Source organism: Sphingomonas sp. CFBP 13603 (assembly GCF_014892665.1).
In the GTDB taxonomy this organism is placed as follows: Bacteria; Pseudomonadota; Alphaproteobacteria; order Sphingomonadales; family Sphingomonadaceae; genus Sphingomonas.
The window spans coordinates 400,585-424,438 of record NZ_JADBIA010000004.1 but is presented as its reverse complement, the minus strand read 5'-3'; the positions used below and the strand labels follow the sequence as shown (position 1 = coordinate 424,438).

Here is a 23,854-nt window from a genome sequence, read left to right as displayed (position 1 = left end):
CGAAAACCGGACATGTCTCGACTTGCCGATCGCGCGATCCGCGAACGCCCGCCACGCCCGTTCAGTATGCGAAGGCGCGCTGTCGTTCGCCGGAGCCGTGCTGCTCGACGGCTTCCGGGCGACGACGCACTGGTCGTTTGGAAAATGCTCGCAGGCCTATGATCGGATCGATGTGGCGGGCGGTCACAGGTGCTTTGCGCGTGACCGCGACCGGCTGACCGGCGGCACCCTCTCTAATGGGCATGACGAGACGCGGGAATTGGCCCGTCTGCTGTCGGGCGAGCAGGTCGGCGAGAACGTGCAACGCGCCACGCGAGACAAACCCAAACCGTCCGTCGGGGTAGGACTGGCTGAGACCCGGAACCGTCCGATGCCGCCGTGGAATTGATCGCGCGGATCGCTTTGCCCAGGAACTGGTTGCTGCTCGGCATCAGCCTGGTCGCCTGGGGGATGTTGCTGCTAGCCGGGCGAATGCCGATTCTGCCAGCGCTGTGCGGGCCCACAGGACACGCCTGGGCCAGCGTGCCCAGCAGGGTGGATGGGATGATGCGGCTGACGCCGCCGACACAGTGGCTGCTGTCCTGGGCAATCATGCTGGGCGCGATGATGCTGCCACTGCTGCTGCGTCCGCTCGCTGCGATCGGCGGTCGTGGCGCGGTGGCGGGTTTCGTCATCGCGTATGTAGCGCTCTGGATGCCCGCGATCGCGGCGGTAGCTCTGGCGTCGATCGTGCTTGCGCTGGCCCAGCCTCCTGCGGGCGCGCTGATCGCGTCGGGCATCGCAGTCGCTTGGCAAGGCAGCGCGGTCAAGGCACGGTGTCTCCGTCACTGCCACCGCGCGCCGGTGGCCGGCGGCCTAGTGGAGGGGGCGGCATTCGCGTTTGCCTGCATCGGCGCGTGCTGGGCCGCGATGCTGCTTCCGTATCTTGCAGGACCGGCGCACCTGCCCGCTATGATCGGGGTGACCGCGCTGCTGATCCATGATCGCCGTGATGCGCCCGGGCGACAGCGCGATGATCGTCTGCTGGCTTTGGGTGCCCTGCTTGCCGGTCTTGGAGCAGTGTCGACCAACTACCCGTTTCTAGCCTCATGATTGGCTGATAACAGTCAGAAGATTACGGCTCGCGGCGAGCGCGATGGCGGACAAGAATGCCGTCGGGCATCGCTCGTAGCGGGTAGCAACGCGGCGGTAGTCCATGAGGTGGCCAAACATGATCTCGATGCGGCTGCGACTTCGGTAGCGGCGCTTGTTTTATGTGATGGGCACGTTCCGGGGTTTTCGTCCCGGAACGCAGGGTATTGTGCCCTTTGCCTGAAAAGCGGCCCTGTACCATTCCGAGTCGTAACCACGGTCAGCAAGCATCCACGGCACCTCGGGCAAATCGTCGAGCAGCGCTGCAGCGCCGGTGTGATCGCTGACCTGGCCAGCGGTCATGAAGAAGCTCAGCGGGCGAGCGTTCGCGTCGGTAACGGCGTGGAGCTTCGTGTTCATGCCGCTTTTGGTGCGACCGATGAGCCGCGCGGGATCCCCTTAACGCGCAGGCTCGATTTCGTGTGGTGTGCCTTGAGATAGGCCGCGTCGATCATGATCATCTTGGACGTCCCGCTCGGGGCGGCCGGTCCTTCCATCATGCGCACAAATACTCCCGCTCGCGGCACTGCTTCCACCGGTTGTAGAGCGTCTTGTGCGGTCCGTACTTCTTGGGCGCATCGCATCAACGCAGCCCGTTGCAGTTTACGAAGACGATGCAGCTCAAAACCCGTCGATCATCAACCCGCAGATTGCCTTAGCTAGCGGGAAGATGCGGCTCAAGCCGCGCCATCTGTACGTAGGTCAGGCAATACAGTTCGTTCATCGCCGGTCTTTTAGCAGAGCCTGGATCAGATCGCACATTTCACATCAATGGGGCCTGATCCTAGAGGTGCGCCGTCAAAACCCTTCAGCGGGAACTCCATGCTAGACTGGCCCGATGCGAAGTAAACGTAGCCGAGCATTACATTCAATGCCTAGACCTTACCCTTTGCTGCGCCTGCATCAACGACAAAGAACATAGGGTCCGCCTGCGCTGCGGCTTTAACCGCGCTTCCCAGAGGCCGAGGCGGTCGGCGACTGCCATTACGTGTTGGCCATGCAACGACACGGCAACGTTCGCGTCCCTACGCGCCCAACCCCAGACGAGCAGCGGCCGATAACGCTGCAGCACATTATGGTCGCTAAGAGACGCTGCAGCTTAAGCCGTGCCGCCACTGGCTATGTCGCGATGGCAGCGAGAAGGGCGGTGTATAGCAGCAGCTTCATAACCGGCCTTGTCTCCGACCTGCGGCGCCGACTATCGCGACAGGCTGTCTGTAGGGTATCATCAAGGAAGTGCGTGACCAGTCGGCATTTTGCCAACATTCGCGTCTACCTGGAACCGATGCCGCTCGTCCGTGATGCGGCAATCATGGAATGCGCATTTACGCAGCGATCGGCCTTCAGCTTCAAGATAACCGACGCTAGAAGGCGGCGAGGAGAGCCGGTATGACAATTCAAGCCAAGGTCGATGAAACCGGCCCGGTCGATGCGGCGCGGTTCGCCGATGAGATCGCGACGCGGGACCGCCCTATCCTACTGCGCGGTCAGGCGAAACGGTGGCCGGCCGTTGCAGCAGGGCTCCGGTCCGACGAGGCACTGGTCGATTACATGAAGGCGATGGACCGCGGACGTCCGGCCGAGGTGCTGATCGGTCCGCCGGAGATCGATGGTCGGTTCTTTTACGATGCATCGATGCAGGCCTGCAATTTCCAGAAGCGGTTCGGCTCGCTCAGTGGACTGCTCGACAAGCTGCTGTCGCTTCGCGGGGAGGCGGAGCCGGTCGCGCTTTATGCCGGCGCTGCCGCGGCGGACGATCACCTGTCTGCCTGGATCGCAGACAATCCCCTGTCGTTCGAATTACCGGGTGCCAAGCCGCGGATCTGGGTCGGGAATCGCACGCATGTCGCGACGCATTTCGACGAGGCGAGCAACGTCGCGGTTGTCGTGGCAGGCCGGAGGCGTTTCACGCTGTTTCCACCCGAACAGGTAGGCAACCTCTATGTCGGCCCGTTCCACTTCACGATCGCGGGGCCACCAGTCAGCATGGTGGATCTCGAGAACCCCGACCTCGAACGCTATCCCAGATTCGCAGACGCCATGGGTCACGGGCTCATGGCCGACCTCGATCCCGGGGATGCGCTCTTTATTCCGCCGATCTGGTGGCATAGCGTGAAGGCAACTGCCGCGTTCAATGTGCTGGTGAACTATTGGTGGGCCGAGCCGCATGCGCTTTCGCCGATGGGCGCGCTGAGCCACGCCGTCCTCGCAATCCGTGATCTCGCGCCGGCCCAGCGCATGGCATGGCGGCGCTGGTTCGACCATTATGTGTTCGAAAACGCGGCGCCGGACGCTGGCAATCATCTGCCGTCTCATGCGCTGGGCGTGCTCGCGCCGCCGTCCGAAATGCGCAATGCCCGGTTTACGGCGCAGATCGCCGACGCTCTAAGTCCGCCGCCAATGCCCACTGCGCGCAAACCCAGCTAAAGCGCTTTGTCAGCGAGGGCGCCGTCTGCCCCGTCGCTTTGGGATAGCGGATGTCGATGCGTTTTTCCTCGCCGGGCAGGAGCGCGACGTAATTGTCGCTGTAGAATGCGGGCAGGACGCGTTTGCCCTGTGCATCGACCAGCGTCAGCTTGGCGTTCAGCGCCGGAACTGCGGTTCGATTGGCCAGTGTCACCGTCACGACGTTGTCCGCGCCGTCAACCGCCTGCGCTACGACGGAGCCAGTCAGCGCGACGCTCTGCAGCGTGTTCAGCATTCGCCACGTGTTCGACGGCCATACAGGATGCGTCATCCACAGCAGTCGACCCGAATTCTTGGTCCACAAATGACCGAGAAAGCCTTCGTACATCGCCTTGAGCGTCTCGAGGTTCATCATCTGCGACTTGCGCTCAAAAATCGGCGAAGCTGGTACCGGGCCCGAACATGGTTTCGAGCGCGGTCATGAACGTCTTGGTGTCGCCGTTCCCCGCAAGCGGTTTACCGATGGCCAGCAGCAAACCGTCCGCGCCGGCTTCGCTTGGGCGAGCCCAAGCGGACAGCGTCCAGGGAGCGTTGGAACGGACCGCTGCCTCGGCGCCTGTCAGATCACGCTCCATCCCGGTCCCGCCTTCCAAGATGGCAACGTTGTAGCGTCCGGCATTCGCGATCGCCGGCGGCATCGTCGGCACCACGGCTTGTGCGGCTAGCGAGGAAGAGAATGCGGCACCGAGCAGTAGCGCGGCTGTTAGTGGCAACGATCGTATGGATAGACCTCTTCTGAGTTCCCGGCTCCATATTCTACCGGCCGGTTGGTTCTTATGGTTGTCCTGCCAGACCTTGGGTGGTCAGGCGTCACCAGTCCACAGTCGTGCAGCGCCACGCACGCCGGACGCATCGCCCCAGCGCGCGGGTACGATGCGACCTTCCCATAGGTCTGAGAAGGCATAGCGACGGACGATGGTGGGAAGTTCTGCATAGATTTCGGCAACGTTCGACATGCCTCCGCCCAACACGACTACCTCGGGATCCAGCAGGTTGGCGACCATGGCTAGCACCCGCCCCAGCCGGTCGATATACGCATCCAGTGCAGCTTGGGCGGCGGGATCCCCGGCGCGGGCGGCTGCTACGATCTGGGGCGCGCTGAGTGACAGACCATGTTCTATTCTGGCGGCGCGGGCGAAACCCGTGCCGGAAACCCAGCTTTCGATACACCCCGTCAGGCCGCACCAGCATGGCGGCGGAGACAGTTCGTCGCTGCGCGGCCAGGGTAAGGGTAAGTGTCCGATTTCGCCGGCGATGCCGTGGGCGCCGTCGAGACACGCCCCCGAGAGTACGATGCCGCCACCGACGCCTGTACCGATCACGAGCGCGAACACGCTGCACGCACCGGTTGCGGCGCCATCTGTGGCCTCGGACAGCGCGAGGCAGTTCGCGTCGTTGACCAGCCGTACCGGCCGACCGAGAACAGAAGTGAGGTCTTTAGCGAACGATCGACCGTTCAGGTAAAGAGAGTTGCTGTTTCGCATCACGCCGGTACGCGGTGACGGCGATCCCGGCGCACCGATGCCAACAGTACATGCCGTGCCCCCCGCAATGTCGGCTGCTACGACGAACTCGTGGATTGCGGCTACCGCGGTATCATACGTGCCGGGATTGGGAACCCGCTGCTGCCACAGCGTCTCACCGTCTGCGCCTAGCAACACGGCTTCGATCTTGGTGCCACCAAAATCGATACCTAAAGCCGGTACAAATGCTGGATGCGCCTTGATAGACGGAGCAGCGATACTGTTTTGCAAGACGATCTTCCTCTCTTTGCTGGCGTGACCATTGCTCGGCCATCATCTACCGAGCATGCCAGTGATCGTTATAAACGCAAATTGATTTTGTTATTGACCGCAGTCGTGGGACGACTAGAACACGGGTGTCGAGACAACGGTAAGTTGCGAGTGGCAGACAGGAGAGGGTGGGGCGATTAGACGCCGATCGGCTCGATCTTAGTATGCTAAAACCTTCGCTAGTTGCTGGCGATTTCGGGTGCTGAGGGAGACGGTCGAAATGTTGCGTGCACGTTCCAAGAATATGTTGATGGTCGCGGTCTCCGTGACCGCATTGGTGAGTAGCGGTGCCGCACTCGCCCAGCAAACTTCAACGACCCAGGGGGTGTTGCAGAACGCACCTACCGATCAGGCCGCATCTCCGTCAGCGGCTGCTGCCGATCAGACGAGCGAAGCTCAGAACCCGACCACGCCCGCGAGCGACGCGGCTGCTGAAACGCAGGACATCGTCGTCACCGGCATTCGTGGATCGCAGCAGCGCGCGGTCAACCTCAAGCGCGATGCCGCGTCGGTCACCGACTCCATCTCGGCCGAAGACATCGGCAAACTGCCCGATGTGACGATCTCGGACTCGCTCCAGCGTATCCCCGGCGTGCAGATCCGCCGTGATGCCGGTGAGGGCGCTGCAATCAACATTCGTGGCCTGCCCCAGGTAACGACGTTGCTCAACGGCGAGGCCTATCTTGGCGCACAGTCGATCACGACCATCCAGCCGAACTTCAACGATATCCCGTCGCAGCTATTTGCGGGCGCGGACGTCATCAAGTCGAGCACGGCAGACCTGCTCAACGCGGGTATCACCGGCACCGTAAACCTGCGCACGCGCCGTCCGTTCGACCTCAAGAAGGGCTTCACCGTCGCTGCCGCTGTCGAGGGTGCCTATGGCGACAAGACCAAGGAGTTCGATCCGAACCTGAACGGCTTGTTCGGATTCCGGGGGGAGAAGTTCGGTTTCCTGGTATCGGGCGCCTATTCGAACCTGCATCTTTCGAACTCCCACAACGGGATCCAGGAAGGCTACGGGGCCGCGCTGCATAACGAGCAGTTCAATACCGCAGCCAACCCTACTGGCGATGTCAACCTTAGCAACGGCTTCTCACCGGCAAATCGTCCCAAGGGTACGATCGTCGGCACCGGCCGCGACGTGAACGGCGACGGCGATGCCAACGATGCGTTCATCGTACCGCAGGGTTTCACCGCCTGGGACAAGGTCAACCAGCGCGAGCGGATCGGCATCAATGCCTCGGCGCAGTGGGAGATCAGCGACGCCCTGACGCTGAATGCCGATGCATTCTTCACGCACCAGAATGAGAATGATCGCACCGCTGGCATCCAGATGCAGAACGTCAACTGGCAGGCCGGTGAATTCGTGCCAGGCCAGTCGCGCAACACCGGCTCGACCGTGTCGCTTAGCAATGGCGGCGTGACGCGCGACTATGATCTGAATACGACGCAGGTCTATAATTACGACCTCGGCAATTTCGACTCGTATGCGCAGAATGACAAGTTCAAGTCTCAGTCGCAGAACTACAATGCCGAGCTGAAGTACGACAATGGCGGCCGGTTCAAGGCAAGCCTGCGCGGCGTCTACGGCAAGGCCTATTCGAACTACGACCAGAGCTATCTGCAGTTCAGCCCATCGAACGGCGCGCAGTGGCAGCCGGGCGGGATCGGTCATTATCCGACGGGCGACGTCGCGTTCAATCCGGGCGGGTATGCGGTCAACACGATCGCCGGATCGGCATCGTTGCCAGCGACGGTCGATTTCACGGGTAATCAGCCCGTTTTCACCTTGCCGTCGCAGCTGACGACGGCGCTCGGCAACATCGACAGCTACACGATGAAGACCACCTCTTCGGAGGGTAACTATCGCCGCAAAGGTGACCTGAAGATCATTCGCGGTGACGTTTCGTACGAAGCCAATGAAAATGTAAGCCTGAGCGCCGGTGGCCGGTACAGCGAGCGGTCGGTCGACGACTTCGAATTCGATCGCGCCGCGCCGCTATATGCGGGGCAGGCGTCGCAGCCTGGTGGGTGCCTGGTCAAGTGGAAGGCGTTCGACGTACCGCTTAATGATGCGTCCTGCTATGCGGGTACAGGCACGTTCGGGACGGCAAATTTCAGGCCTTACACCTCTGGCGTTGTCCGCAAGGCGAGCGATCCGATCTTCAACGGGCAGGTCAAGCAGTTCAACCTGCCGGGTGCCGGCTTGCCGCCGATCTACGTGCTCGACCCAAAGGTCATGGACAACGCGCTCGCGTTCCAGAACAGCTTCTACCCAGGCAACGTCGAGATTCAGAACCCGGGCGCCTCGTTCAACGTCGGCGTGAAGCAGATCTCGGGCTACGCACAACTCAACGTCAAGGGTGACGTGTTCGGCATTCCCGTATCCGGCAATGCGGGCCTAAAGGTCATCAACACCAAACTCGACATCACCCAGTTCGTGACCGGTTCGCCGCGCCCCTACGGCGTTGCAAATACGGTCAACGGCACGGTCGAGACCAAGCGGAGCTTCACCGACTTTTTGCCGGCATTCAACTTGGCGTTCAATTTCGCCGACAACCTGAAGCTGCGCCTGGCGTATTCCAAGACGATGACACTGCTGGATCTCAACCAGTGGGGTGGTGGACTCAATCCGAACTATGCGATCGACACGAGCAATCCAGGATCGCCTGTGTTCCGCGTCACTGGCGGCAGCTCCAACGGCAATCCGCAGCTGGATCCCTGGCGTGCTACGAACGTCGAAGGCTCGCTCGAATACTATATCGGGCGCAGCAGCCTGCTGAGCTTGGGTGCCTTCTACATCGACGTCGCCAGCTTCATCCAGTCTGGCAACATCGTGCGCACCGACTTGCCGGACAATGACGGCGTGGTTCGCAACCGGACCGTGTCGATCAGCACCCCGGTTCAGGGCGACGGCGGTACGCTCAAGGGTGTCGAAGCGGGTGCCAAGCTGTCGTTCAACGATTTCGGCTTCATTCCGACGCTGCTCTCCAACTTCGGCATAGATGCGAATATTACTTACTCGCCGTCCGATTCAGGCGCTGTCGATTTGAAGGGAGACTCGATCCCGTTCCAGGACAATTCGAAGATTCAGACCAATCTGGCCGGCTTCTACCAGGACAATCACTTCCAAGCTCGCGTCGCCTGGAATTACCGTTCGAAGCGTGCGGTCCAGCAGGATTTCGGCGGCATCCGAGGCCTCGAACTGTATCAGCAGCCGACGAACTACGTCGATGCATCGATCAGCTACGACTTCACGCCAAACCTGACGCTGTACGCGCAAGGGTCGAACCTGACCGGCGAGTATGAAAAATACTATCTCACCTTCCCGGACGAGAAAGCGTACAACAACATCTATGAACGCCGGTTCATGGCGGGCGCGCGTTTCAAGTTCTGATCTGCGGGTGAGACTGTAAGCGCCCGCCATTCCGTCTGCGGGGTGGCGGGCGTTTGCGTAACAGCGCACGGCATGAGGAATTAAGCGTGACGGATGGAGCAGAAGCAACGCGCAGCTCGGGGCCTCTGCGCTCGATCGTGATCGTCGGCGGGGGCACTGCGGGGTGGATGGCGGCGACGCTCCTCGCGCGCCGGCTCGATCGTCAGTCCGTGACGATCACCGTCGTTGAGTCCAGCGACATCCGCACGGTGGGGGTCGGGGAGGCGACCGTTCCCGGTATCCGCGATTTCTTTCGAGAGATCGGCGTCACCGAGCAGCAGGTCATGGCGGCTGCGCAGGGCACGGTGAAGCTTGGCATCGAGTTCGTCGACTGGAAGCGCGAGGGCGAGCGATTCTTCCATCCCTTCGGCTTGTACGGGATGCGATCGCGGGGGGTGGCGTTCCACCATTACTGGCGCAAGCTGAATGCAGCTGGACAACCTACGCCGCTATCCGACTTCTGTCTTGCAACCGCGCTTGCCGAACGTAACCTCTTCATGCGACCAACCGACAGTCCGGTGCATGACCTCCTATTCTTCGACTGGGCAGTCCATTTCGACGCAGGCCTGTTTGCCAAGTTCCTGGCAAAAAAGGCCGGCGAATGGGGCGTGGAACATGTCGACGCCACGATCACCGATGTTCTCGTCGATAAGGCCACAGGTTTTATCTCCAGTGTCGGTACACAGTGCGGCAAGACGGTCGCTGGCGACCTCTTCATCGATTGCTCGGGCTTTCGGTCGCTATTGCTCGGCGACGCGCTGGGCGTACCGTACGAGGATTGGACGAACCTCCTCCCGTGCGATCGCGCGGTCGCGATGCCGTGCGAACGAGCAGGACCGCTTACCCCGTATACGCGCAGCACCGCCCTGACTGCTGGATGGCAGTGGAGGATCCCGCTGCAGCACCGGGTTGGCAACGGCTATGTCTATGCGAGCCGCCACATCTCGGATGACGAGGCCGTTGCGACGTTGAAAGGTAGGCTTGAAGGCGAAGCACTAGCCGAGCCAAACATGATTCGTTTCCGTACCGGTCGTCGGACCGCGTTCTGGCAAGGGAACTGTGTCGCACTCGGGCTCGCCGCGGGATTTATGGAACCGCTGGAATCGACGAGCATCACCCTCATCCAGACCGGCCTGGAGAAGTTGCTCGCCCTGCTGCCTGATAGGAGTTTCGATCCGGCGCTGGCGGATGAGTATAATCGGACTACTGGCCTCGAATATGCGCGTATCCGCGACTTCCTGGTCCTACATTATTTTGCAAATGGGCGGCAGGGCCAGCCGATGTGGGATCGCTGTCGAGGCACCGCGCTGCCCGAGCAGCTGGCGCGCAAGCTGACATTGTTCAAGGCTCGAGGACACCTCGTGCGCTATGAATGGGAATCGTTTCAGGACCCAAGTTGGCTATCCATGTACGCCGGATTTGGCATCGATGCCGCTGCGCACGATCCGCTGGCGGATCATTTCTCCCTGTTAGATCTTGAGGCAGCGTTCGAACGGATGAAGGGTTCGATACGTGACGCCGTTGCACTTGCCAAACCGCACGAAACGTTTCTCAAAACCTTTGCCCCCGCATTGGCTCCTTCCGCATTAAGGTCGATGAGCCTCGCCGCGAATGGATAAGCCCTCGACTTTCAACGCTTCTGGAAAGGCGACTAGCGGCAGCGTTACTGCAGGCAACCGATCTGTCAGGCTTGCGCCAAGCCTGTCGGGCACGAACCTGGAACGTGGAGGTGACTATAATTAGCGCGTCGTGACGCAGATCATTCGGCGCAATCCTGACATCACGCGAACGAAATTGCGGTGATGACGAATTTGACCGCGCCGACGATTGCTAACATCGTAGGGCGATTGTTCGAGAACGAGCAGGGGATCGATGCCGGTCGACGCTTGGGCGGTCGAGGCCAACCGGCGACCCGCCTCCGGATAAATCAGGAAGGGGGCTATGCCATCGGCCTCAACATCGATCGCGATGATGTTACGTTGGTATCACTCGATCGGCTGGCACAGTGCGCTCGCGGTTCACTCGGCAGATCGCAATCGCATCGCCTGAAGACGTCGTACAGGTCGTCGAAAACGGGATCGAAGCAATCGTTGGTACCGATGCGACACGCTTGGATCGGGTCCTAGGAATGGGCGTAGCTATCGCCTTAGTCTCGCCGCTAGTCGCCCCCACCGCATGAGCCCTCGGCGTGATCGTTTGCGGTGCGTTCTAGCGCCCTTGCGCAACGTTCGTCTCGCTCATTGCCGATGTCGTAAGGCCTCGACGAGAAGCGCGAACGCGGCCGATGGCTGTCGGCGACTGGGGTAATAGAGGTGATATCCAGCGAAGGGCGGACACCAATCTTCCAGCATACGAACCAGCTTACCATTCGCAATATGCTCGACGACTGAACTCTCCATAACGAAGCCGAGACCTACGCCGCGCACCGCCGCCCGAATGATGGTAGCCGTGTTGTTGCACGACATCTGGCCGTCAACGCGGACACGGATCTCGCGGTCACCCTTCTCCAATTCCCAGGCGTAGAGGCCACCTGCGGACCGAAGCCGCAGATTGATGCAATTGTGCTGCGCGAGATTTTGCGGGGTCTGACACGCGGGATGATGGTCGAAATATTCGGGCGAACCGACCACCGCCATTCTCAGATCGGGGCTGATCCGCACCGCGATCGTGTCCTTGGCGAGCGCTTCGCCGAGCCGCACACCAGCGTCGAACTGATCCGTAACGATATCGGTCAGGCCTGAATCGATGCTGAGTTCGACCTGGATATCGGGGAACTCCGCCAGGAACGGCGCCAGTGCTGGCAACAATACGGTCTCAGCGGCATGCTCGGACGTCGTCAGCCTGATCAAGCCGCGTGGCTTGTCGCGCAGGTCGCTGAGTGACGCGATCTCGGTATCGATCATCGCCAATGCCGGCGTCAGTGTTGCCAGCAGTCGTTCCCCGGCCGTGGTCGGCGCGACGCTCCGCGTTGTCCGGGTGAGCAGGCGTACACCCAGCCTGGTTTCGAGACGGCGGACCGTATGGCTCAGCGCAGACTGCGACGTGCCGAGCTTGGCGGCTGCGCGTGTGAAACTGCGTTCCGCTGCAACGGCCATGAAAGCGTTGAGATCGACCAGGTCATCGCGGTTCATTCATGAACCCTAACGATAGGTCCATGCGACATCCAGCATCTAATCGGATGGGTGGTGCGCAACCATATTGGCAATATCAAACGGAGAGTGAACCATGGACATCACCCGCAACGGATCGCAGCCTTCTGGCAAAGGTCCGGTCGATTACTTTACTGGCACCGTACGTACCGATGCGCCGTTCAAGGGCAGCGGCGCACTGAGCGGTGCGACCGTGACGTTCGAACCTGGCGCGCGGACTGCATGGCATACCCACCCGCTGGGTCAGACGATCATCGTCACCTTCGGTGTCGGTCGCGTCCAGCGCGAGGGCGGACCTGTCGAGGATATCCGGGCGGGCGACATCGTCTACTTCGCACCGGGCGAGAAACACTGGCACGGCGCCGCGCCCGATAACGCGATGAGCCATATCGCGATCGCGGAAATGCAGAACGGCAAGGCTGTCGACTGGCTCGAGAAGGTCTCGGACGCCGACTATCAGGGGAGCCCGGCATAATGGCTGGCGAACAGACCGCCGCGCAGAAGGCATATGGCGATATCGCACCCGACTTCGCCGACCTGTCCGACCAGGTCCTGTTCGGTGACGTGTGGGAACGGCCCGGCCTGTCGAAACGCGACCGAAGCCTGGTCACAGTCGCCGCTCTCGTCGCGGGCTATCGCCACAACGAGTTGCCCGGCCATGTCACCCGCGCGCTCGCCAACGGCGTGACGAAGGAGGAACTGGTGGAAACCGTGATGCACCTCGCTTTCTACTCAGGCTGGCCGACCGCAAACACCGCGATACCCGTCTTGCGCCAAGCGTTTGCGGACGCGGAAGCCTGACGTCTCGGTTCGGGGAACGGCACTGCGCACTCCAAGCTGCGAAAACGAAAAAGGACCGCACATGATACGTAATACAAGATGGGTCTGTTACTGTAGGGAGCTATCGTCATGGCTAACGACACCGCCAAGCATGACAAGCGTCCGCAATCGGTCAGCGCAAGGGCGCCTTTGGCGGCTGGGTATGGGCGAAGTAAGTCCAGCCACTTTGAGCGCCGACTGCCCCGGCCCTTGTCGTAAAACACATGACTGTCGTCAGCCGTCAGATCCGGCGACCGGCGTTGCCTCAATTAAAGCGGGCCACATGCGACAAACCCTGTCGCCTTGTCCGATTATGCGGAAACCAAGTCCGGAGGTTTTCGGTCACCGACCCGAAAAGGCGAGAGGTCACGTTCATCGTCAACCCGGGTATACCCTGCCGGAAGTTGTGAAATTGGGTTGTGCGACTAGGGTCGATTTTACGACTGAACGGGCGTTATTTGGCACACCCTGGCAGTACAAGCGGAAGTCCGGCCTGCGCGCTGTGCAGAGCAAAGCAAAGGAAGACTTTCCCCCTTGCGCTCGCTGTCGGCCTCAAGCGGGTGATTGCATACGTAGCATAAACCTGAATTTGCAGCTCGAGCGGGGCGGGTGTCTGGCTTAACTGCTGGCCACACCGGCCCGGCTTTGAATGGCCGGAATGGAGAAGAAAGCGGACTGGCGGCTTTTGAGAAGACGGGTGGCAATAGCCGACATTGCGGTGCTTCGGCTCTTCTCTAAAGTATAGAGAAACGAGATGCCCCAGCGAGCACTCATGCGAGCTTCCCCAGTGTTATCGGCAAGCTGCGAACGCGCTTGCCGGTCGTATGGAAAACGGCGTTGCCTATGACTGGTGTCACGACGCGGATCTGGGTGGAGAACTGGTCCATCAGATAGACGTTGGGATAGACGCACAGATTGCGGGTCTGGCCGAGGATCCGATCGGTGCGGTCCTTGCCCAGACGCGCCTCCATCTCGTCGCGGTGGCCGTACATAGGGCGCACCTCGGGGTTGAGTGCGTTCGTCCACAGCAGAATATGGCCGTGATCGAAGCCGTAGACGCCACCGACACTCTTCGACCAGCCGTTCGCATCGACCGTGCGCACGCCGCCGGCCTCGTAGTCGCGGCGGCCCATGGTCGCCGCGTAGTTCCAGTGGACTGCGCTGACGTGATAGCCATCGGCGCCGTTCTCGATCTGCAGCTTCCAATTGCCATCGTACAAATACGACGAATTCCCTCGCAGTACCTCCAGGCCGTCGGTGGCCTGGTCGACGATCTGGTCGATGATCACCCGTGTCGTTCCGAGATGCTCCTCGAGTGGCAGCACATCGCGATTGAGGCTCCCGAACAGGAAGCCGCGGTAGTTCCCGAACCGTGCGACCTTGGTCAGATCGTGCGAGCCTTCAGTATCGAACGCGGCCGGATAGTCGCCGGTCTTGCCGTCCTTAACTTTGAGCAGCTTGCCCCTGTTGCTGAATGTCCAGCCGTGGAACTGACAGGTGAAGCTGCCCTTGTTGCCGTGCTTGCGTCGGCACAGCATCGCGCCGCGGTGCGCGCAGGCGTTGATGACGGCGTTGAGCACGCCTGTCCTGTCACGCGTGATGATGATCGGCTGCCGACCGATATGGGTCGTGTAATAATCGTCGTTCTCGGCGATTTGGCTCTCATGCGCCAGGAAGACCCAGTTGCCCTCGAAGATATGCTTCATCTCAAGGTCGAAGATGGTCGGGTCGGTGAATATATCGCGGCGGCATTTGAATTCGCCGGTGGCCGCGTCGTCGACAACGGCGGTTGCCAAGCGTCCGCGAAGATTGGTCATTATCGGGCTTCCTGAAGACACGTGATGGCCGAGAGGGGCCGTTGGGAGAAAGACCATCATCTTTCTCGCCGGTCCGCTGCGACTGATGCCTGTCTGTGCGAGCCCGTCGTTGAAGCGTGCGTTGGCCTGCGCGTGGAAACTGCCACTGCCACCGTAACTGTGGCCCGGGCTCGCTGCCACGAAAAGCAATGACGGGAGCCTTGCGAAGATCTGACGGGACCACGCGAGAAAACCACGCCTGCGGCACCTGTTTCTACGCCGCCATCCCCGGCGGCTACACGGTGTCGCGCGCAAACAGACCGTGGCGGTACCCAATATCTGGGCGCCTCGATCGAGGATGCAAATGCGATGAATTACCTCTTGGGCCATGCCCCTGTTGCCGAAAACTCCCCTTCGCGGAGTTGCTCCCATGAAGCGTGACGGCGAGACCGATGCCGCGTTTGCAGTTCGTGTCGCAGCAAACCAGCTCGGGCGTCGTGCCGACGATCTCGGCGAGTATGACTATATCGTCTGTGGGGCGGGATCGTCGGGGTCCGTCGTGGCGCGGCGGCTGGCAGACGATCCCGACGTCACCGTGCTGCTGATCGAGGCAGGCGGTAATGACGTCGGGCCGAGCGTGTCCGAGCCGTTGCTCTGGCCGACCAACCTTGGCAGCGAGCGCGACTGGGGGTTCGTCGCGGAACCGAGCGCGCATCTGAACGGCCGTGCGATGCCGTTGTCGATGGGCAAGGGACTGGGCGGCGGATCGTCGATCAACGTGATGGTCTGGTCGCGCGGACACCAGACCGACTGGGACTATTTCGCGCACGAAGCCGGCAATGATGCCTGGAATTACGAGTCCGTGCTCGGCATCTATCGTCGGATCGAGGACTGGCGCGGGGCACCCGATCCGGTGCGCCGCGGGCGGGGCGGGCTGTTCCACGTCGAGCCCGCGCAGGATCCGCATCCGCTCGCCGGGGCGTTGCTTCGCGGCGCTGCCGATGCGGGTATCGCGACGTTCGCCGATCCCAACGGCGTGATGATGGAGGGGCCGGGCGGTGCCGCGATCTGCAATCTCGCGATCAGCGGCGGGCTGCGATCGTCGGTGTTCCGGCGGTACGTGTACCCCGCGATGGCGCGACCGAACCTCACCGTGCTGACGCATGCCACGGTGACTCGTGTCCTGATCGAACGTCGTGAAGCAAAGGGCGTCGAGATCGTGGTCGACGGCCGGTGGCGGCAGATCCGCGCGCGCTGCGAGACGATCCTGTCGCTCGGTGCAATCAACACGCCGAAGGTCTTGATGCAATCGGGTATCGGCGACGTGGCACAACTGAAAAGCCACGGCATCGCGCTAGCCGAGCATTTGCCGGGCGTCGGGCGCAACTTCCAGGATCACGTGATGGTCGCGGGCTGCGTCTGGGAAAGCCCGGAGCCGATCGTCCCGCGCAACAATCTGGGCGAGGCGACCTTCTTCTGGAAAAGCGATCCGCAACTGGCGACGCCGGATATCCAAACGTTCGTGGCCGAGGCGCCGATCGTCGCGCAAGATGCGTTGGAACGGTACGCGCCGCCGGCCTCGGCATGGTCGCTTCTGCCGGGACTCGTCCGGCCGAAGAGCCGCGGGAGTGTCACGCTCACCGGTGCATCGCCCGCGTCGCCGGTCCGGATCGAGGCGAACGCGTTGTCCGATCCCGACGATCTCGAGGCGCTGGTCCGCAGCGTCGAACTGTGTCGCGATATCGGTAACGGCGCGGCGTTGCGCCCGTTCGTCAAGCGCGAGGCGATGCCGGGCAATCTGAGACGATCCGCGTTGACAGCTTTCGTGCGTGATACCGCATCGACCGTCTGGCATCAGTCGGGCACGGCCAAGATGGGCCGCGATGCGATGTCGGTCGTGGACGCCGAACTGCGCGTCTATGGCATCGCCAATTTGCGCGTCGCGGATGCGTCGATCATGCCGCGCGTGACGACCGGCAACACGATGGCACCGTGCGTGGTCATCGGCGAGCGTGCGGCGACGCTGTTGATTGCCGCGCGGTCGCCCGAGATGCGGTCAGCGATCGATGCCCCCGCGTTCTTCGGCAAGGAACTGGCGGACATGCGCGACGAAGGCCGCGGACGCCGGCTCCCGGCCGAGTAGCATGTGATTGTCGGTGTCGAGCGTCACGAACTCGGCACCGGGAATCGCCGCGGCCAGCGCACTGCCGACCGCCAGGGGGATATTGCGGTCGCCACGGCCATGCATCACCAAAGTCGGCGCGGTCACGCCCGCGAGCCGGTGGCGCACGTCGATATCCGCGAACACATTGGCGAAGCGCACTGCATTCTGCGCGCCGACCGTCTCGCGCTGGAAATCGTCGAACCAGTCGAGTTCCACGGCGGACGCGCCTGGCATGAACTTCCACGTCACGAGCTTGCGGTACGCGGGATCCGAGCGATCCCAGCCCTGACGGACAAGCGTCAGGATCGCCTCGCGTTCCTTGCGGACGTCGGGCGTGCCGGTCACGCGCCAACCGCTCGCGAAAGCGCCCCACAGGATCAGGTGGCTGACGCGCTCGGGGTGCCGGGCGGCATATTCGATCGCGATCGCGGAGCCCTGCGAGATGCCGAGTAGCGGAAAGCGATCGAGCCCGGCCGCATCGACGACCGCCTCGAGATCGCGCACGAAGCCGTCGAAGCTGATGTCGGCGACGTCGCGATCGGACATGCCGTTGCCGCGCCCGTCGTAGCGAATGAAGCGGTGGTCGCGCGCGAGGTCGTGGAACAGCGGTGCCCAGACCGGCGCGTCCCAGTCGAGCTCAAGATGGTTGAGCCAGTTAGGGACCTTGACGAGCGGCGGGCCTTCGCCAACCGAGGCGTAGGCGATCCTGACCCCGTCGCCGACCGTGGCGAAGCTCAGGCTTTGCCGTTGCAGCACGATATGATCGGTCCGCGCATCGGCTGCTGTCGTCGTCTGCGGTGCAACGGGTTGAGGGTGCTCGGGTGCGGGATCCAACGGCATGACCAAGGGCCGCGTCAGCCCTGCGTCGCGCAATCTGGAGGCGAAATCGCTGTCGGCGATCCGCGCATCGGCCAGCCGCCCCATATGCTGCAACGTCGTTTGCAGACGCGCCGCCGCCTCCGCATTGAATGGATCGGCCTCGCACCATTCCCGACACCAGGGCAGCCTGTCCTCGAGCGAGAGCGGCATCATTCCGACGAGCTGTTGCAACAACGTCCGTCGCAACCGCGCTGCGGCCTCGCGTTCGGCTACCAGCCAGGCCTGAAAAACCGCATTGTCGGGCAGGTCGATCCCGGCGAGCAGCGGCCGGCGCAACGCGGTGAGACAGGCGACGATCTCGTCGACCGTCGTGTCAGGACCGACGCATCGCGCTGCGTGGATATCAATCGCGACGCCGCCCGTGTCGACCGCCACGGTCTCCCGGTCCGCGACGACCCTGGCGCGGTCCTTGTCGATCAGGTCGCGAATTTTGCTGAGCGACCAGCGTAGCGCGCCGCGCGGATCGTCGGGCCCGTCACCCCAGAACAGATCGATCAGATGCTCGCGTCGCTGTGGACGGGTGGCGAGGACGAGATAGGCGAGCAGCGCGCGCGTCTTGCGGGAGGGCGGTAGCGGGAGCGCTGCGCTCGATCGCGACACCGACAGAATGCCCAGCGTCGCTATGACTAGATGGCTCATGAGATTTGGTAGGCCGATATGAAGTGCCGCGCGAATGGGGCCGTACACTTGAGGGGCGGCCGGATCTCGCGCCGAGGCGTAGCATGGTTCCGCGAGAAAGCGGGGATGCAGACAGGGCTCCCGACTTCGCGGGAGACCATGGGGGCGGGCGTTCGATATCAATCGTGCCCACGTTTTCAGAGATTGGCTGCAGGTCGACGATCAATAGGCCAGGGCTTCGATCGGCGCCCGTGGGAAAATACCACCGGGGTGCAGGTCCACGGCGTCCGGCGTGCGTGGCTGCAGGATCGCGACGCTGGCGGCATCGCCGTTGCGGACCGCGCCGTCGAGCGGCGTGTTGCCCCACCGATCGACGACGTCCGTCGCCGCGCCGAGCGGCAGGAGGTAGCGGAGCACGTCCGCGCGACCTTCGCTGGCCGCCAGATGAAGCGCCGTCCGCCCGTCGTAATCGGCGAGGTTCACGTCGATCGAGCGCGCGACCAGGCGACGCAATTCGGTCAGGTCGCCCTTGGCCGCTGCGGCGCAGAAATAGGTTGCCTGATCGACTGCAGCCTCGGCTGTGCGGCGACGCGGGTTGGTCTGCTCGCCTGCGTCGGCAAGGCCGTCGAATGCGAACCGCTTGGCTAGCCGCCGCGCGAACTCGATGCCGCGCACCGAATTGCCCAGCGCATCGAGCCGCGGACTCCAGACCGCGATCCCGCAAACGCCAGGTATGGTGATGAACAACGCACCCGATACGCCCGATTTCGCCGGCAAACCGACGGTGAACGCGAACTCGCCGGAGAAGTCGTACAGGCCGCACGACGCCATCAGCGACAGGCAGTTCTTGGTCGTGTCGCTGGTGAAGACGCGTTCGTTGCTGAGCGGACAGACGCCGCCGTTCGCGAACGTCGCGGCGATCGTGGCCATGCCCGGCGCATCGACGGTGATCGAACAGCACTGGAAATACAGATCGAGCGTCGCCTTGAGATCGGTGCCCTCGGGGAACGCGCCGTTCTCGCGCATGAAATAGGCGAGCGCAAAATTGCGGTCGGCGGTGTCGCGCTCCGACAGGAAGACCGCGTTGTCGAACCCGACCGAACTTTCCCCCGCAAGGGCGCTCCAGGTCTGCATCACCGTATCGAACCGGTCCGCGGCGGACAGTTCGGGCGCGATGAGCGACGCGCACATGATCGCGCCGGCGTTGATCATCGGATTATGCGGCAGGCCGCTGGCGTTCAGCGTGATCGCATTGAACGAATGCCCGGATGGCTCGCGGCCGACATGGCGGTGGACCGTATCGACGCCGAGCCGATCGAGTGCGATCGCATAGTTGACCGGCTTGCAGGTCGACTGCACGCAGTAGCGCGTCGCGGTGTCTCCGATCGCGAAGCGTTGTCCGTCGATCGTGCACACCGCCACCGCGAAGCCATCGGCATCGGCGCGTGCGAGTTGTGGGATGTACGACGCCACCTCGCCATCGCGGTTGTCGCGGACGTCCTCGAACATCCGCGTCAGTTCGGTGCAGAAGGCGGTGAAATCGGGGATCACCAGGTCGCCGGTCAGCGCTCGGCTGAGCAACGTCCGGTTGGCGCCGGCGAGCGCGGGGGCGATCGCCTCGAACGGAATGTCGACCGCCTGCGCATAGCCCTGCATCAGCGCGTCGAGTTCGCGCAGGCGGGGATCGTCGATCGTCAGACCAGTGTCGCGCAGGACCCGTTCGATCGCGGTTCGCGACCGTTCGCCACCGCCATCGGTCAGCCCTTCGTAGAGTTTTCGGGCGGTAGCGTCCTCATCCAGACGTATCGTCACGATGCTCTGTCGATAGCTGTGAGCGGCCATAGACCCGCGACCGCGCCGAACACCGCCAGCGACTGGTTGCGCACCGGGCGCGCTACCGCATCGGGCAGCGTTGCGGCATCGAGGGGCGCGCGATCGGCATTGCCGAAGCCGGGGTAGCGCGGCAGCGCGATCGCCGCTTCGTCGGGCGACAGGATCTGCATGCCGTGTGCTGCCGCCACCGCGACCGCATGCGCCGGATCCTCCATCTGGTAGGTGACCGGGTCCGTCGGCAGCGTCATGCTGGTAGCGGGGCTGCTCATCTGCATGAAATACGCATCAAGACCGACAGGTTGCTCGCCGATCGACTGGACGATCGCCAACGCGCGAAATTGCGTCGAGCAAATGTAGAAGGCGTGCGGCTGGCCGCGCGGGATGAACGCCATCTCGCCGGGGTGGAGGAGCATCACCGCATCGCCGCAATACATCTCCATGATGCCGTCGAGCACGTAGACGATCTCGTTTTCCCAGAGATGGATATGCGGCGGCGGCTCGTTACCGGGCTTGCCCTGATATTCCATCAGCGCGAGGCCGCCGTCGGTCTCGGTGCCGGTGGTCAGGAAGCTCATCAGGCCCCCCATGTAGAAGCGGGTCGTGTCGAGCGTCGCCGCGCGGGCGAACGGGGCGGGGAGCGTGCGCATCGAAATGGTCATGTCGGGTCCTTCGCCGACACCCGAAGGGGCGGCGTTGTCGAGTTGAAAAAAGGGCGCGCGGCGGTTCAGGCGCGAAGGGGAAGCAGCGTGCGCAGTCTTGGCTCGCGCAGGTACAGCCCGCCCCAGGTCATGACGCCGAGCATCATCGAGATGATCTGAGGCGGCGAACCGATCTCGCCGAGCCGCAGGTGCAGGCAGATCGCGCCACCGAGAAACCCGGTCAGCATGATCGCGCCGAGCAATGCGGTCCTCGAATTGGCGTAGAGGACGACGCAGGTCATCGTGATCGCCCCCACCACCGGCGACAACGCGAACGGGAAGCCGATCGCCTCCACATCGGCGCGCAGCATCGGCAGCGACACCAACTGGGCAACCGCGTCGGCGAACAACAGCACGACGACGATGCCGCTCAGGACGCGTCCGATCCAGATTGCGGTCGGCAGCGAAGCGCTTTGTCGCGCCGGAAATCGCCCATCCGATAGCGCTGTCACGCCACCGAGATCGAGCCAGAACGTCACGGCAACACCGGTTGCGAAGATGCAATGTATGACCAGGGTCGTCGTTTGCGGTCCTGTGTTCTGGATAAATACTTGGCGGCCATTGACGTGATCCAATTCATCGAGCGCAACCTCGTGTCGCGCTTTCCTGATCCTGCACTCGCCCAACAGCGTGGAGATCAGCGATTGAGCCTGCGTGGACATTGGCGAGGATGGCGTGGTAAATGATTTCTCACGTCGAGAGGCCGTATCGATCGATCATTTGCCCAATCTGGTCGTCAACGTACTGGGTTCTCTGGCGATATCGTCCGAATCGCTGGCCGTTGATCTGCCAGCGTCGCGCAAGACACGTGCTTTGCTTGCCTATATTCTCCTGACGGATCGCCCGCAGCGGCGCGAACACTTGTGCGATCTGCTGTGGGACGAAGGGCCAGACGATCCGCGTGGCGCGCTGCGCTGGTCGCTGAGCAAGTTGCGACCGGTCGTCGACCGCGGTCGCCGCCGCCTGATCGCCGATCGCGAGACGGTCGCGATCGACCGCGAGGACATCGTCGTCGATCTTCAGCGCGCGCACCAGGCGCTCGATGCGGAGCCTCCGGTGGCGAGCGAACTGCTCGCCGCGTTGGTCGCCCTGCGCGAACCGCTGCTCGCGGGGCTCGACATGTCGCGGCATGAGCGGTTCGCGATCTGGCTCGCGGCCGAACGCGCGGCTGCGGAGCGCCTGCGTCGATCACTGCTTCACCGCCTCGTCGTGTCGATCGCGCTGTCGCCCGAGGATCGGCTTCCCTGGGCACGCGAATGGCTCGATGCCGATCCGTTCAACGCCGACGCGGCAATTCGGCTGCAGGAGACGCTGCAACAGCTCGGGCGACAGGACGACGCAAAAGTGGCCAGGCGCAGCTTCGCCGATGCGGTAAGCGAAGCCGGCCTGCCACCGCCGTCGGCGGCAGCGCACGAACCGCCGATCGCCGCGCTCCTGCCGCACGACATGCTCCAGCGACAGAAGATCCAGTTCTGCAAGGCACGCGACGGCGTTCGACTGGCCTATGCCTGCGTCGGGGAGGGCCCACCGCTGGTCAAGGCGGCGAACTGGCTCAACCATCTCGAGCTCGACTGGGACGCGCCGATCTGGGCACCGCTGTTCCAGGAACTCGCGCGCGACCATATGTTCGTGCGCTATGACGAGCGCGGCAACGGCATGTCGGAAGGATGCGTGGCGGACATCGATTTCGAGTCGTTCGTCTGCGATCTGGAGGCCGTGGTCGACGCCGCCGGGATCGATCGCTTCCCGCTATTGGGACTGTCTCAAGGCTGCGCGGTCGCGATCGCCTACGCGGTGCGGCATCCCGAACGCGTCAGTCATCTGATCCTGTGGGGCGGGTATGCCGCGGGGTGGCGGATCGATGCGACGCCGGACGTGATCGAGGAACGCGAGGCGATCATCACGCTCGTCCGGCAGGGTTGGGGCCGTACGGATGCCGCTTATCGACAGGTCGTGACGGCGACCTTCATGCCGAGCGCGACCACCGAGGAACTCGACTGGTTCAACCTTTTCCAGCGCCAGACGGTCTCCGCCGAGAACGCCGCGCGCTACCTCGAAGTGTTCGCCGACATAGACGTGCGCCCGATCCTGAAGGATGTGCAGGCGCCGACGCTCGTAATGCACGCGAGGGGTGATCGTCGTATTCCGCTGGCGACCGGTGGCGAGCTGGCCGCCGAGATACCGGGCGCCGAGTTCGTCACGCTCGACAGCGATAACCACCTTCTGCTCGGACGAGAGCCCGCATCGCTGGCGTTCGTGGCGCATGTCCGGCAATTCCTTTCGGCACCGTTGACGCTGGGCTAGGCAAGCGCGCTGGGGCGCATGTGCGGGCTGCTCAAGGCCATGTGCGCAGATCGTTCGTAGACGGGACCGACGACCGCCAGCAGGCACAACGTCGTGCTGAAGGCAGTCGCTGCGGTGACGATCATCGCCTGGGCGACGCTCAATTTCGAGGGGAGGGGCATGGTGTGTCTTTCCAGATCATGGCAGGAACGCTGGCACGCAATCCTGACGAGTTTCTTGCCGGGCACTCCCGGCATCCGTACCCATGCAACGATGCCGTCGGTACGCACGTTGATTGCCGCGTGGAAACGATGCATCCGCGCGTGGTATTAGGGGTGTCCGGGCCAAACGCACCGAACTGAATCAAGTCGGGGGTTGCGTCGGTGCACCCAAAAGACGCGCCCGTCCGCGGGTCGGTTGAATGCAGGCGGCAGGTTGCACGACGCGTCTAAACAGTCGCCGCATACTCGCCCCGACCTCCGGGGACCCACTCGCGTTGCGCTCGCGATGATACCATTTTCCAATGTTCGCGGGCGCCTCTTCGCGCGGTGCGAGCGGAAGTCTAGATGTCGCGCCGTTCGTTGGAGATCGCGCGACGCCCCTATCAGACCCAGCGCGTGCCGCCATCATCAAGATCCTCGCGACCACACTGGGCGAGACCGTCGGCGGACGGCCTTCATCCTGATCCGGCCACTCGGTGCTGCAGTCGGGGATTTCTTAGACAAGCCGGTAACGCGACGGCAACAGTGCATCTTGGTTCGATCGTAGCAGGAGCGCCGCTCTTGT

At 62.8% G+C, this 23,854-nt stretch carries 19 protein-coding genes and 2 pseudogenes; 9 read left to right on the top strand and 12 right to left on the bottom strand.

Going from position 1 to position 23,854, the window contains the following annotated elements; genetic code table 11:
• The first annotated feature begins 22 nt into the window (after nucleotides 1–22).
• Nucleotides 23–388 carry a hypothetical protein gene (locus IFR23_RS09580; protein WP_192975658.1) on the top strand — a complete coding sequence of 122 codons (366 nt, stop codon included), beginning with the start codon at nucleotides 23–25 and terminating at the stop codon, nucleotides 386–388.
• A complete protein-coding gene (locus IFR23_RS09575) occupies nucleotides 379–1,092 on the top strand; it encodes a copper chaperone (RefSeq protein WP_192975657.1) in 714 nt (237 codons plus the stop codon). Before IFR23_RS09580 ends, IFR23_RS09575 begins: the two co-directional genes overlap by 10 nt.
• Here IFR23_RS09575 and IFR23_RS09570 read toward each other — a convergent pair.
• A pseudogene (locus IFR23_RS09570) lies at nucleotides 1,087–1,855 on the bottom strand (IS5 family transposase). The gene IFR23_RS09575 and the pseudogene IFR23_RS09570 overlap by 6 nt on opposite strands.
• 665 nt (nucleotides 1,856–2,520) lie before the next feature.
• On the opposite strand from IFR23_RS09570, the gene IFR23_RS09565 reads away from it, so the two are divergent.
• Complete coding sequence (locus IFR23_RS09565; protein ID WP_192975656.1) at nucleotides 2,521–3,558, top strand: cupin-like domain-containing protein; 1,038 nt, start codon at nucleotides 2,521–2,523, stop codon at nucleotides 3,556–3,558.
• On the opposite strand, the gene IFR23_RS20185 is transcribed toward IFR23_RS09565, so the two are convergent.
• The 3 genes from IFR23_RS20185 to IFR23_RS09555 all read right to left on the bottom strand — a co-directional run bounded on the left by IFR23_RS20185 (nucleotide 3,494) and on the right by IFR23_RS09555 (nucleotide 5,351).
• Nucleotides 3,494–3,952, bottom strand: a complete 459-nt coding sequence (locus IFR23_RS20185; RefSeq protein ID WP_244655550.1) for a glycoside hydrolase family 2 protein — start codon at nucleotides 3,950–3,952, stop codon at nucleotides 3,494–3,496. The genes IFR23_RS09565 and IFR23_RS20185 overlap by 65 nt on opposite strands.
• A gap of 13 nt (nucleotides 3,953–3,965) precedes the next feature.
• On the bottom strand, nucleotides 3,966–4,247 hold the full coding sequence (locus IFR23_RS20180; protein ID WP_244655549.1) for a hypothetical protein: 282 nt from the start codon (nucleotides 4,245–4,247) through the stop codon (nucleotides 3,966–3,968).
• A gap of 153 nt (nucleotides 4,248–4,400) precedes the next feature.
• Complete coding sequence (locus IFR23_RS09555; protein WP_197978360.1) at nucleotides 4,401–5,351, bottom strand: ROK family protein; 951 nt, start codon at nucleotides 5,349–5,351, stop codon at nucleotides 4,401–4,403.
• A 364-nt stretch (nucleotides 5,352–5,715) separates the two neighbouring features.
• Between IFR23_RS09555 and IFR23_RS09550 the strand changes: the two genes are divergently transcribed.
• Together IFR23_RS09550 and IFR23_RS09545 are read left to right on the top strand one after the other, a co-directional pair.
• A complete protein-coding gene (locus IFR23_RS09550; protein WP_342344921.1) occupies nucleotides 5,716–8,790 on the top strand; it encodes a TonB-dependent receptor in 3,075 nt (1,024 codons plus the stop codon).
• Between the two features lie 86 nt (nucleotides 8,791–8,876).
• A complete protein-coding gene (locus IFR23_RS09545; RefSeq protein ID WP_342344919.1) occupies nucleotides 8,877–10,448 on the top strand; it encodes a tryptophan halogenase family protein in 1,572 nt (523 codons plus the stop codon).
• A 618-nt stretch (nucleotides 10,449–11,066) separates the two neighbouring features.
• Here the strand turns inward: IFR23_RS09545 and IFR23_RS09540 are convergent.
• Nucleotides 11,067–11,960 (bottom strand): LysR family transcriptional regulator, encoded by an 894-nt coding sequence (locus IFR23_RS09540; protein ID WP_192975655.1) that lies wholly within the window; start codon nucleotides 11,958–11,960, stop codon nucleotides 11,067–11,069.
• 94 nt (nucleotides 11,961–12,054) lie between these two features.
• On the opposite strand from IFR23_RS09540, the gene IFR23_RS09535 reads away from it, so the two are divergent.
• Together IFR23_RS09535 and IFR23_RS09530 are read left to right on the top strand one after the other, a co-directional pair.
• Entirely contained in the window at nucleotides 12,055–12,453 is a 399-nt protein-coding gene (locus IFR23_RS09535; RefSeq protein ID WP_192975654.1) for a (R)-mandelonitrile lyase, read from the top strand.
• Nucleotides 12,453–12,779, top strand: coding sequence for a carboxymuconolactone decarboxylase family protein (locus IFR23_RS09530; protein ID WP_192975653.1), 327 nt, complete (start codon nucleotides 12,453–12,455; stop codon nucleotides 12,777–12,779). Before IFR23_RS09535 ends, IFR23_RS09530 begins: the two co-directional genes overlap by 1 nt.
• Nucleotides 12,780–13,415: 636 nt before the next feature.
• On the opposite strand, the gene IFR23_RS09525 is transcribed toward IFR23_RS09530, so the two are convergent.
• Nucleotides 13,416–13,571, bottom strand: coding sequence for a hypothetical protein (locus IFR23_RS09525; protein ID WP_192975652.1), 156 nt, complete (start codon nucleotides 13,569–13,571; stop codon nucleotides 13,416–13,418).
• A gap of 71 nt (nucleotides 13,572–13,642) precedes the next feature.
• Nucleotides 13,643–14,614, bottom strand: a pseudogene (locus IFR23_RS09520) (Rieske 2Fe-2S domain-containing protein); the annotation flags it as partial.
• A gap of 409 nt (nucleotides 14,615–15,023) precedes the next feature.
• On the opposite strand from IFR23_RS09520, the gene IFR23_RS09515 reads away from it, so the two are divergent.
• A complete protein-coding gene (locus IFR23_RS09515; RefSeq protein ID WP_192975651.1) occupies nucleotides 15,024–16,736 on the top strand; it encodes a GMC family oxidoreductase in 1,713 nt (570 codons plus the stop codon).
• Here the strand turns inward: IFR23_RS09515 and IFR23_RS09510 are convergent.
• From IFR23_RS09510 to IFR23_RS09495, 4 genes are all read right to left on the bottom strand, one after another.
• Nucleotides 16,650–18,275 (bottom strand): alpha/beta hydrolase, encoded by a 1,626-nt coding sequence (locus IFR23_RS09510; RefSeq protein WP_192975650.1) that lies wholly within the window; start codon nucleotides 18,273–18,275, stop codon nucleotides 16,650–16,652. The two genes, IFR23_RS09515 and IFR23_RS09510, sit on opposite strands and share 87 nt — an antisense overlap.
• A gap of 201 nt (nucleotides 18,276–18,476) precedes the next feature.
• Nucleotides 18,477–20,066 (bottom strand): glutaminase A, encoded by a 1,590-nt coding sequence (glsA, locus tag IFR23_RS09505; protein ID WP_192975649.1) that lies wholly within the window; start codon nucleotides 20,064–20,066, stop codon nucleotides 18,477–18,479.
• On the bottom strand, nucleotides 20,063–20,746 hold the full coding sequence (locus IFR23_RS09500; RefSeq protein WP_192975648.1) for a cupin domain-containing protein: 684 nt from the start codon (nucleotides 20,744–20,746) through the stop codon (nucleotides 20,063–20,065). Before IFR23_RS09500 ends, glsA begins: the two co-directional genes overlap by 4 nt.
• 65 nt (nucleotides 20,747–20,811) lie before the next feature.
• Entirely contained in the window at nucleotides 20,812–21,264 is a 453-nt protein-coding gene (locus tag IFR23_RS09495) for a DoxX family protein (RefSeq protein WP_197978359.1), read from the bottom strand.
• 175 nt (nucleotides 21,265–21,439) lie between these two features.
• Between IFR23_RS09495 and IFR23_RS20535 the strand changes: the two genes are divergently transcribed.
• On the top strand, nucleotides 21,440–23,089 hold the full coding sequence (locus IFR23_RS20535) for an alpha/beta fold hydrolase (protein WP_197978358.1): 1,650 nt from the start codon (nucleotides 21,440–21,442) through the stop codon (nucleotides 23,087–23,089).
• Here the strand turns inward: IFR23_RS20535 and IFR23_RS09485 are convergent.
• On the bottom strand, nucleotides 23,086–23,385 hold the full coding sequence (locus tag IFR23_RS09485; RefSeq protein WP_192975646.1) for a hypothetical protein: 300 nt from the start codon (nucleotides 23,383–23,385) through the stop codon (nucleotides 23,086–23,088). The two genes, IFR23_RS20535 and IFR23_RS09485, sit on opposite strands and share 4 nt — an antisense overlap.
• Nucleotides 23,386–23,854 lie beyond the last annotated feature (469 nt).

Bases quoted from the DNA above. Each gene is read 5' to 3' on its own strand.
- IFR23_RS09565 (WP_192975656.1), top strand. From the start codon at position 2,521: ATGACAATTCAAGCCAAGGTCGATGAAACCGGCCCGGTCGATGCGGCG.
- IFR23_RS20185 (WP_244655550.1), bottom strand. From the start codon at position 3,952: ATGATGAACCTCGAGACGCTCAAGGCGATGTACGAAGGCTTTCTCGGT.
- IFR23_RS09540 (WP_192975655.1), bottom strand. From the start codon at position 11,960: ATGAACCGCGATGACCTGGTCGATCTCAACGCTTTCATGGCCGTTGCA.
- IFR23_RS09535 (WP_192975654.1), top strand. From the start codon at position 12,055: ATGGACATCACCCGCAACGGATCGCAGCCTTCTGGCAAAGGTCCGGTC.
- IFR23_RS09530 (WP_192975653.1), top strand. From the start codon at position 12,453: ATGGCTGGCGAACAGACCGCCGCGCAGAAGGCATATGGCGATATCGCA.
- IFR23_RS09525 (WP_192975652.1), bottom strand. From the start codon at position 13,571: ATGAGTGCTCGCTGGGGCATCTCGTTTCTCTATACTTTAGAGAAGAGC.
- IFR23_RS09515 (WP_192975651.1), top strand. From the start codon at position 15,024: ATGAAGCGTGACGGCGAGACCGATGCCGCGTTTGCAGTTCGTGTCGCA.
- IFR23_RS09510 (WP_192975650.1), bottom strand. From the start codon at position 18,275: ATGAGCCATCTAGTCATAGCGACGCTGGGCATTCTGTCGGTGTCGCGA.
- IFR23_RS09500 (WP_192975648.1), bottom strand. From the start codon at position 20,746: ATGACCATTTCGATGCGCACGCTCCCCGCCCCGTTCGCCCGCGCGGCG.
- IFR23_RS09485 (WP_192975646.1), bottom strand. From the start codon at position 23,385: ATGCATCGTTTCCACGCGGCAATCAACGTGCGTACCGACGGCATCGTT.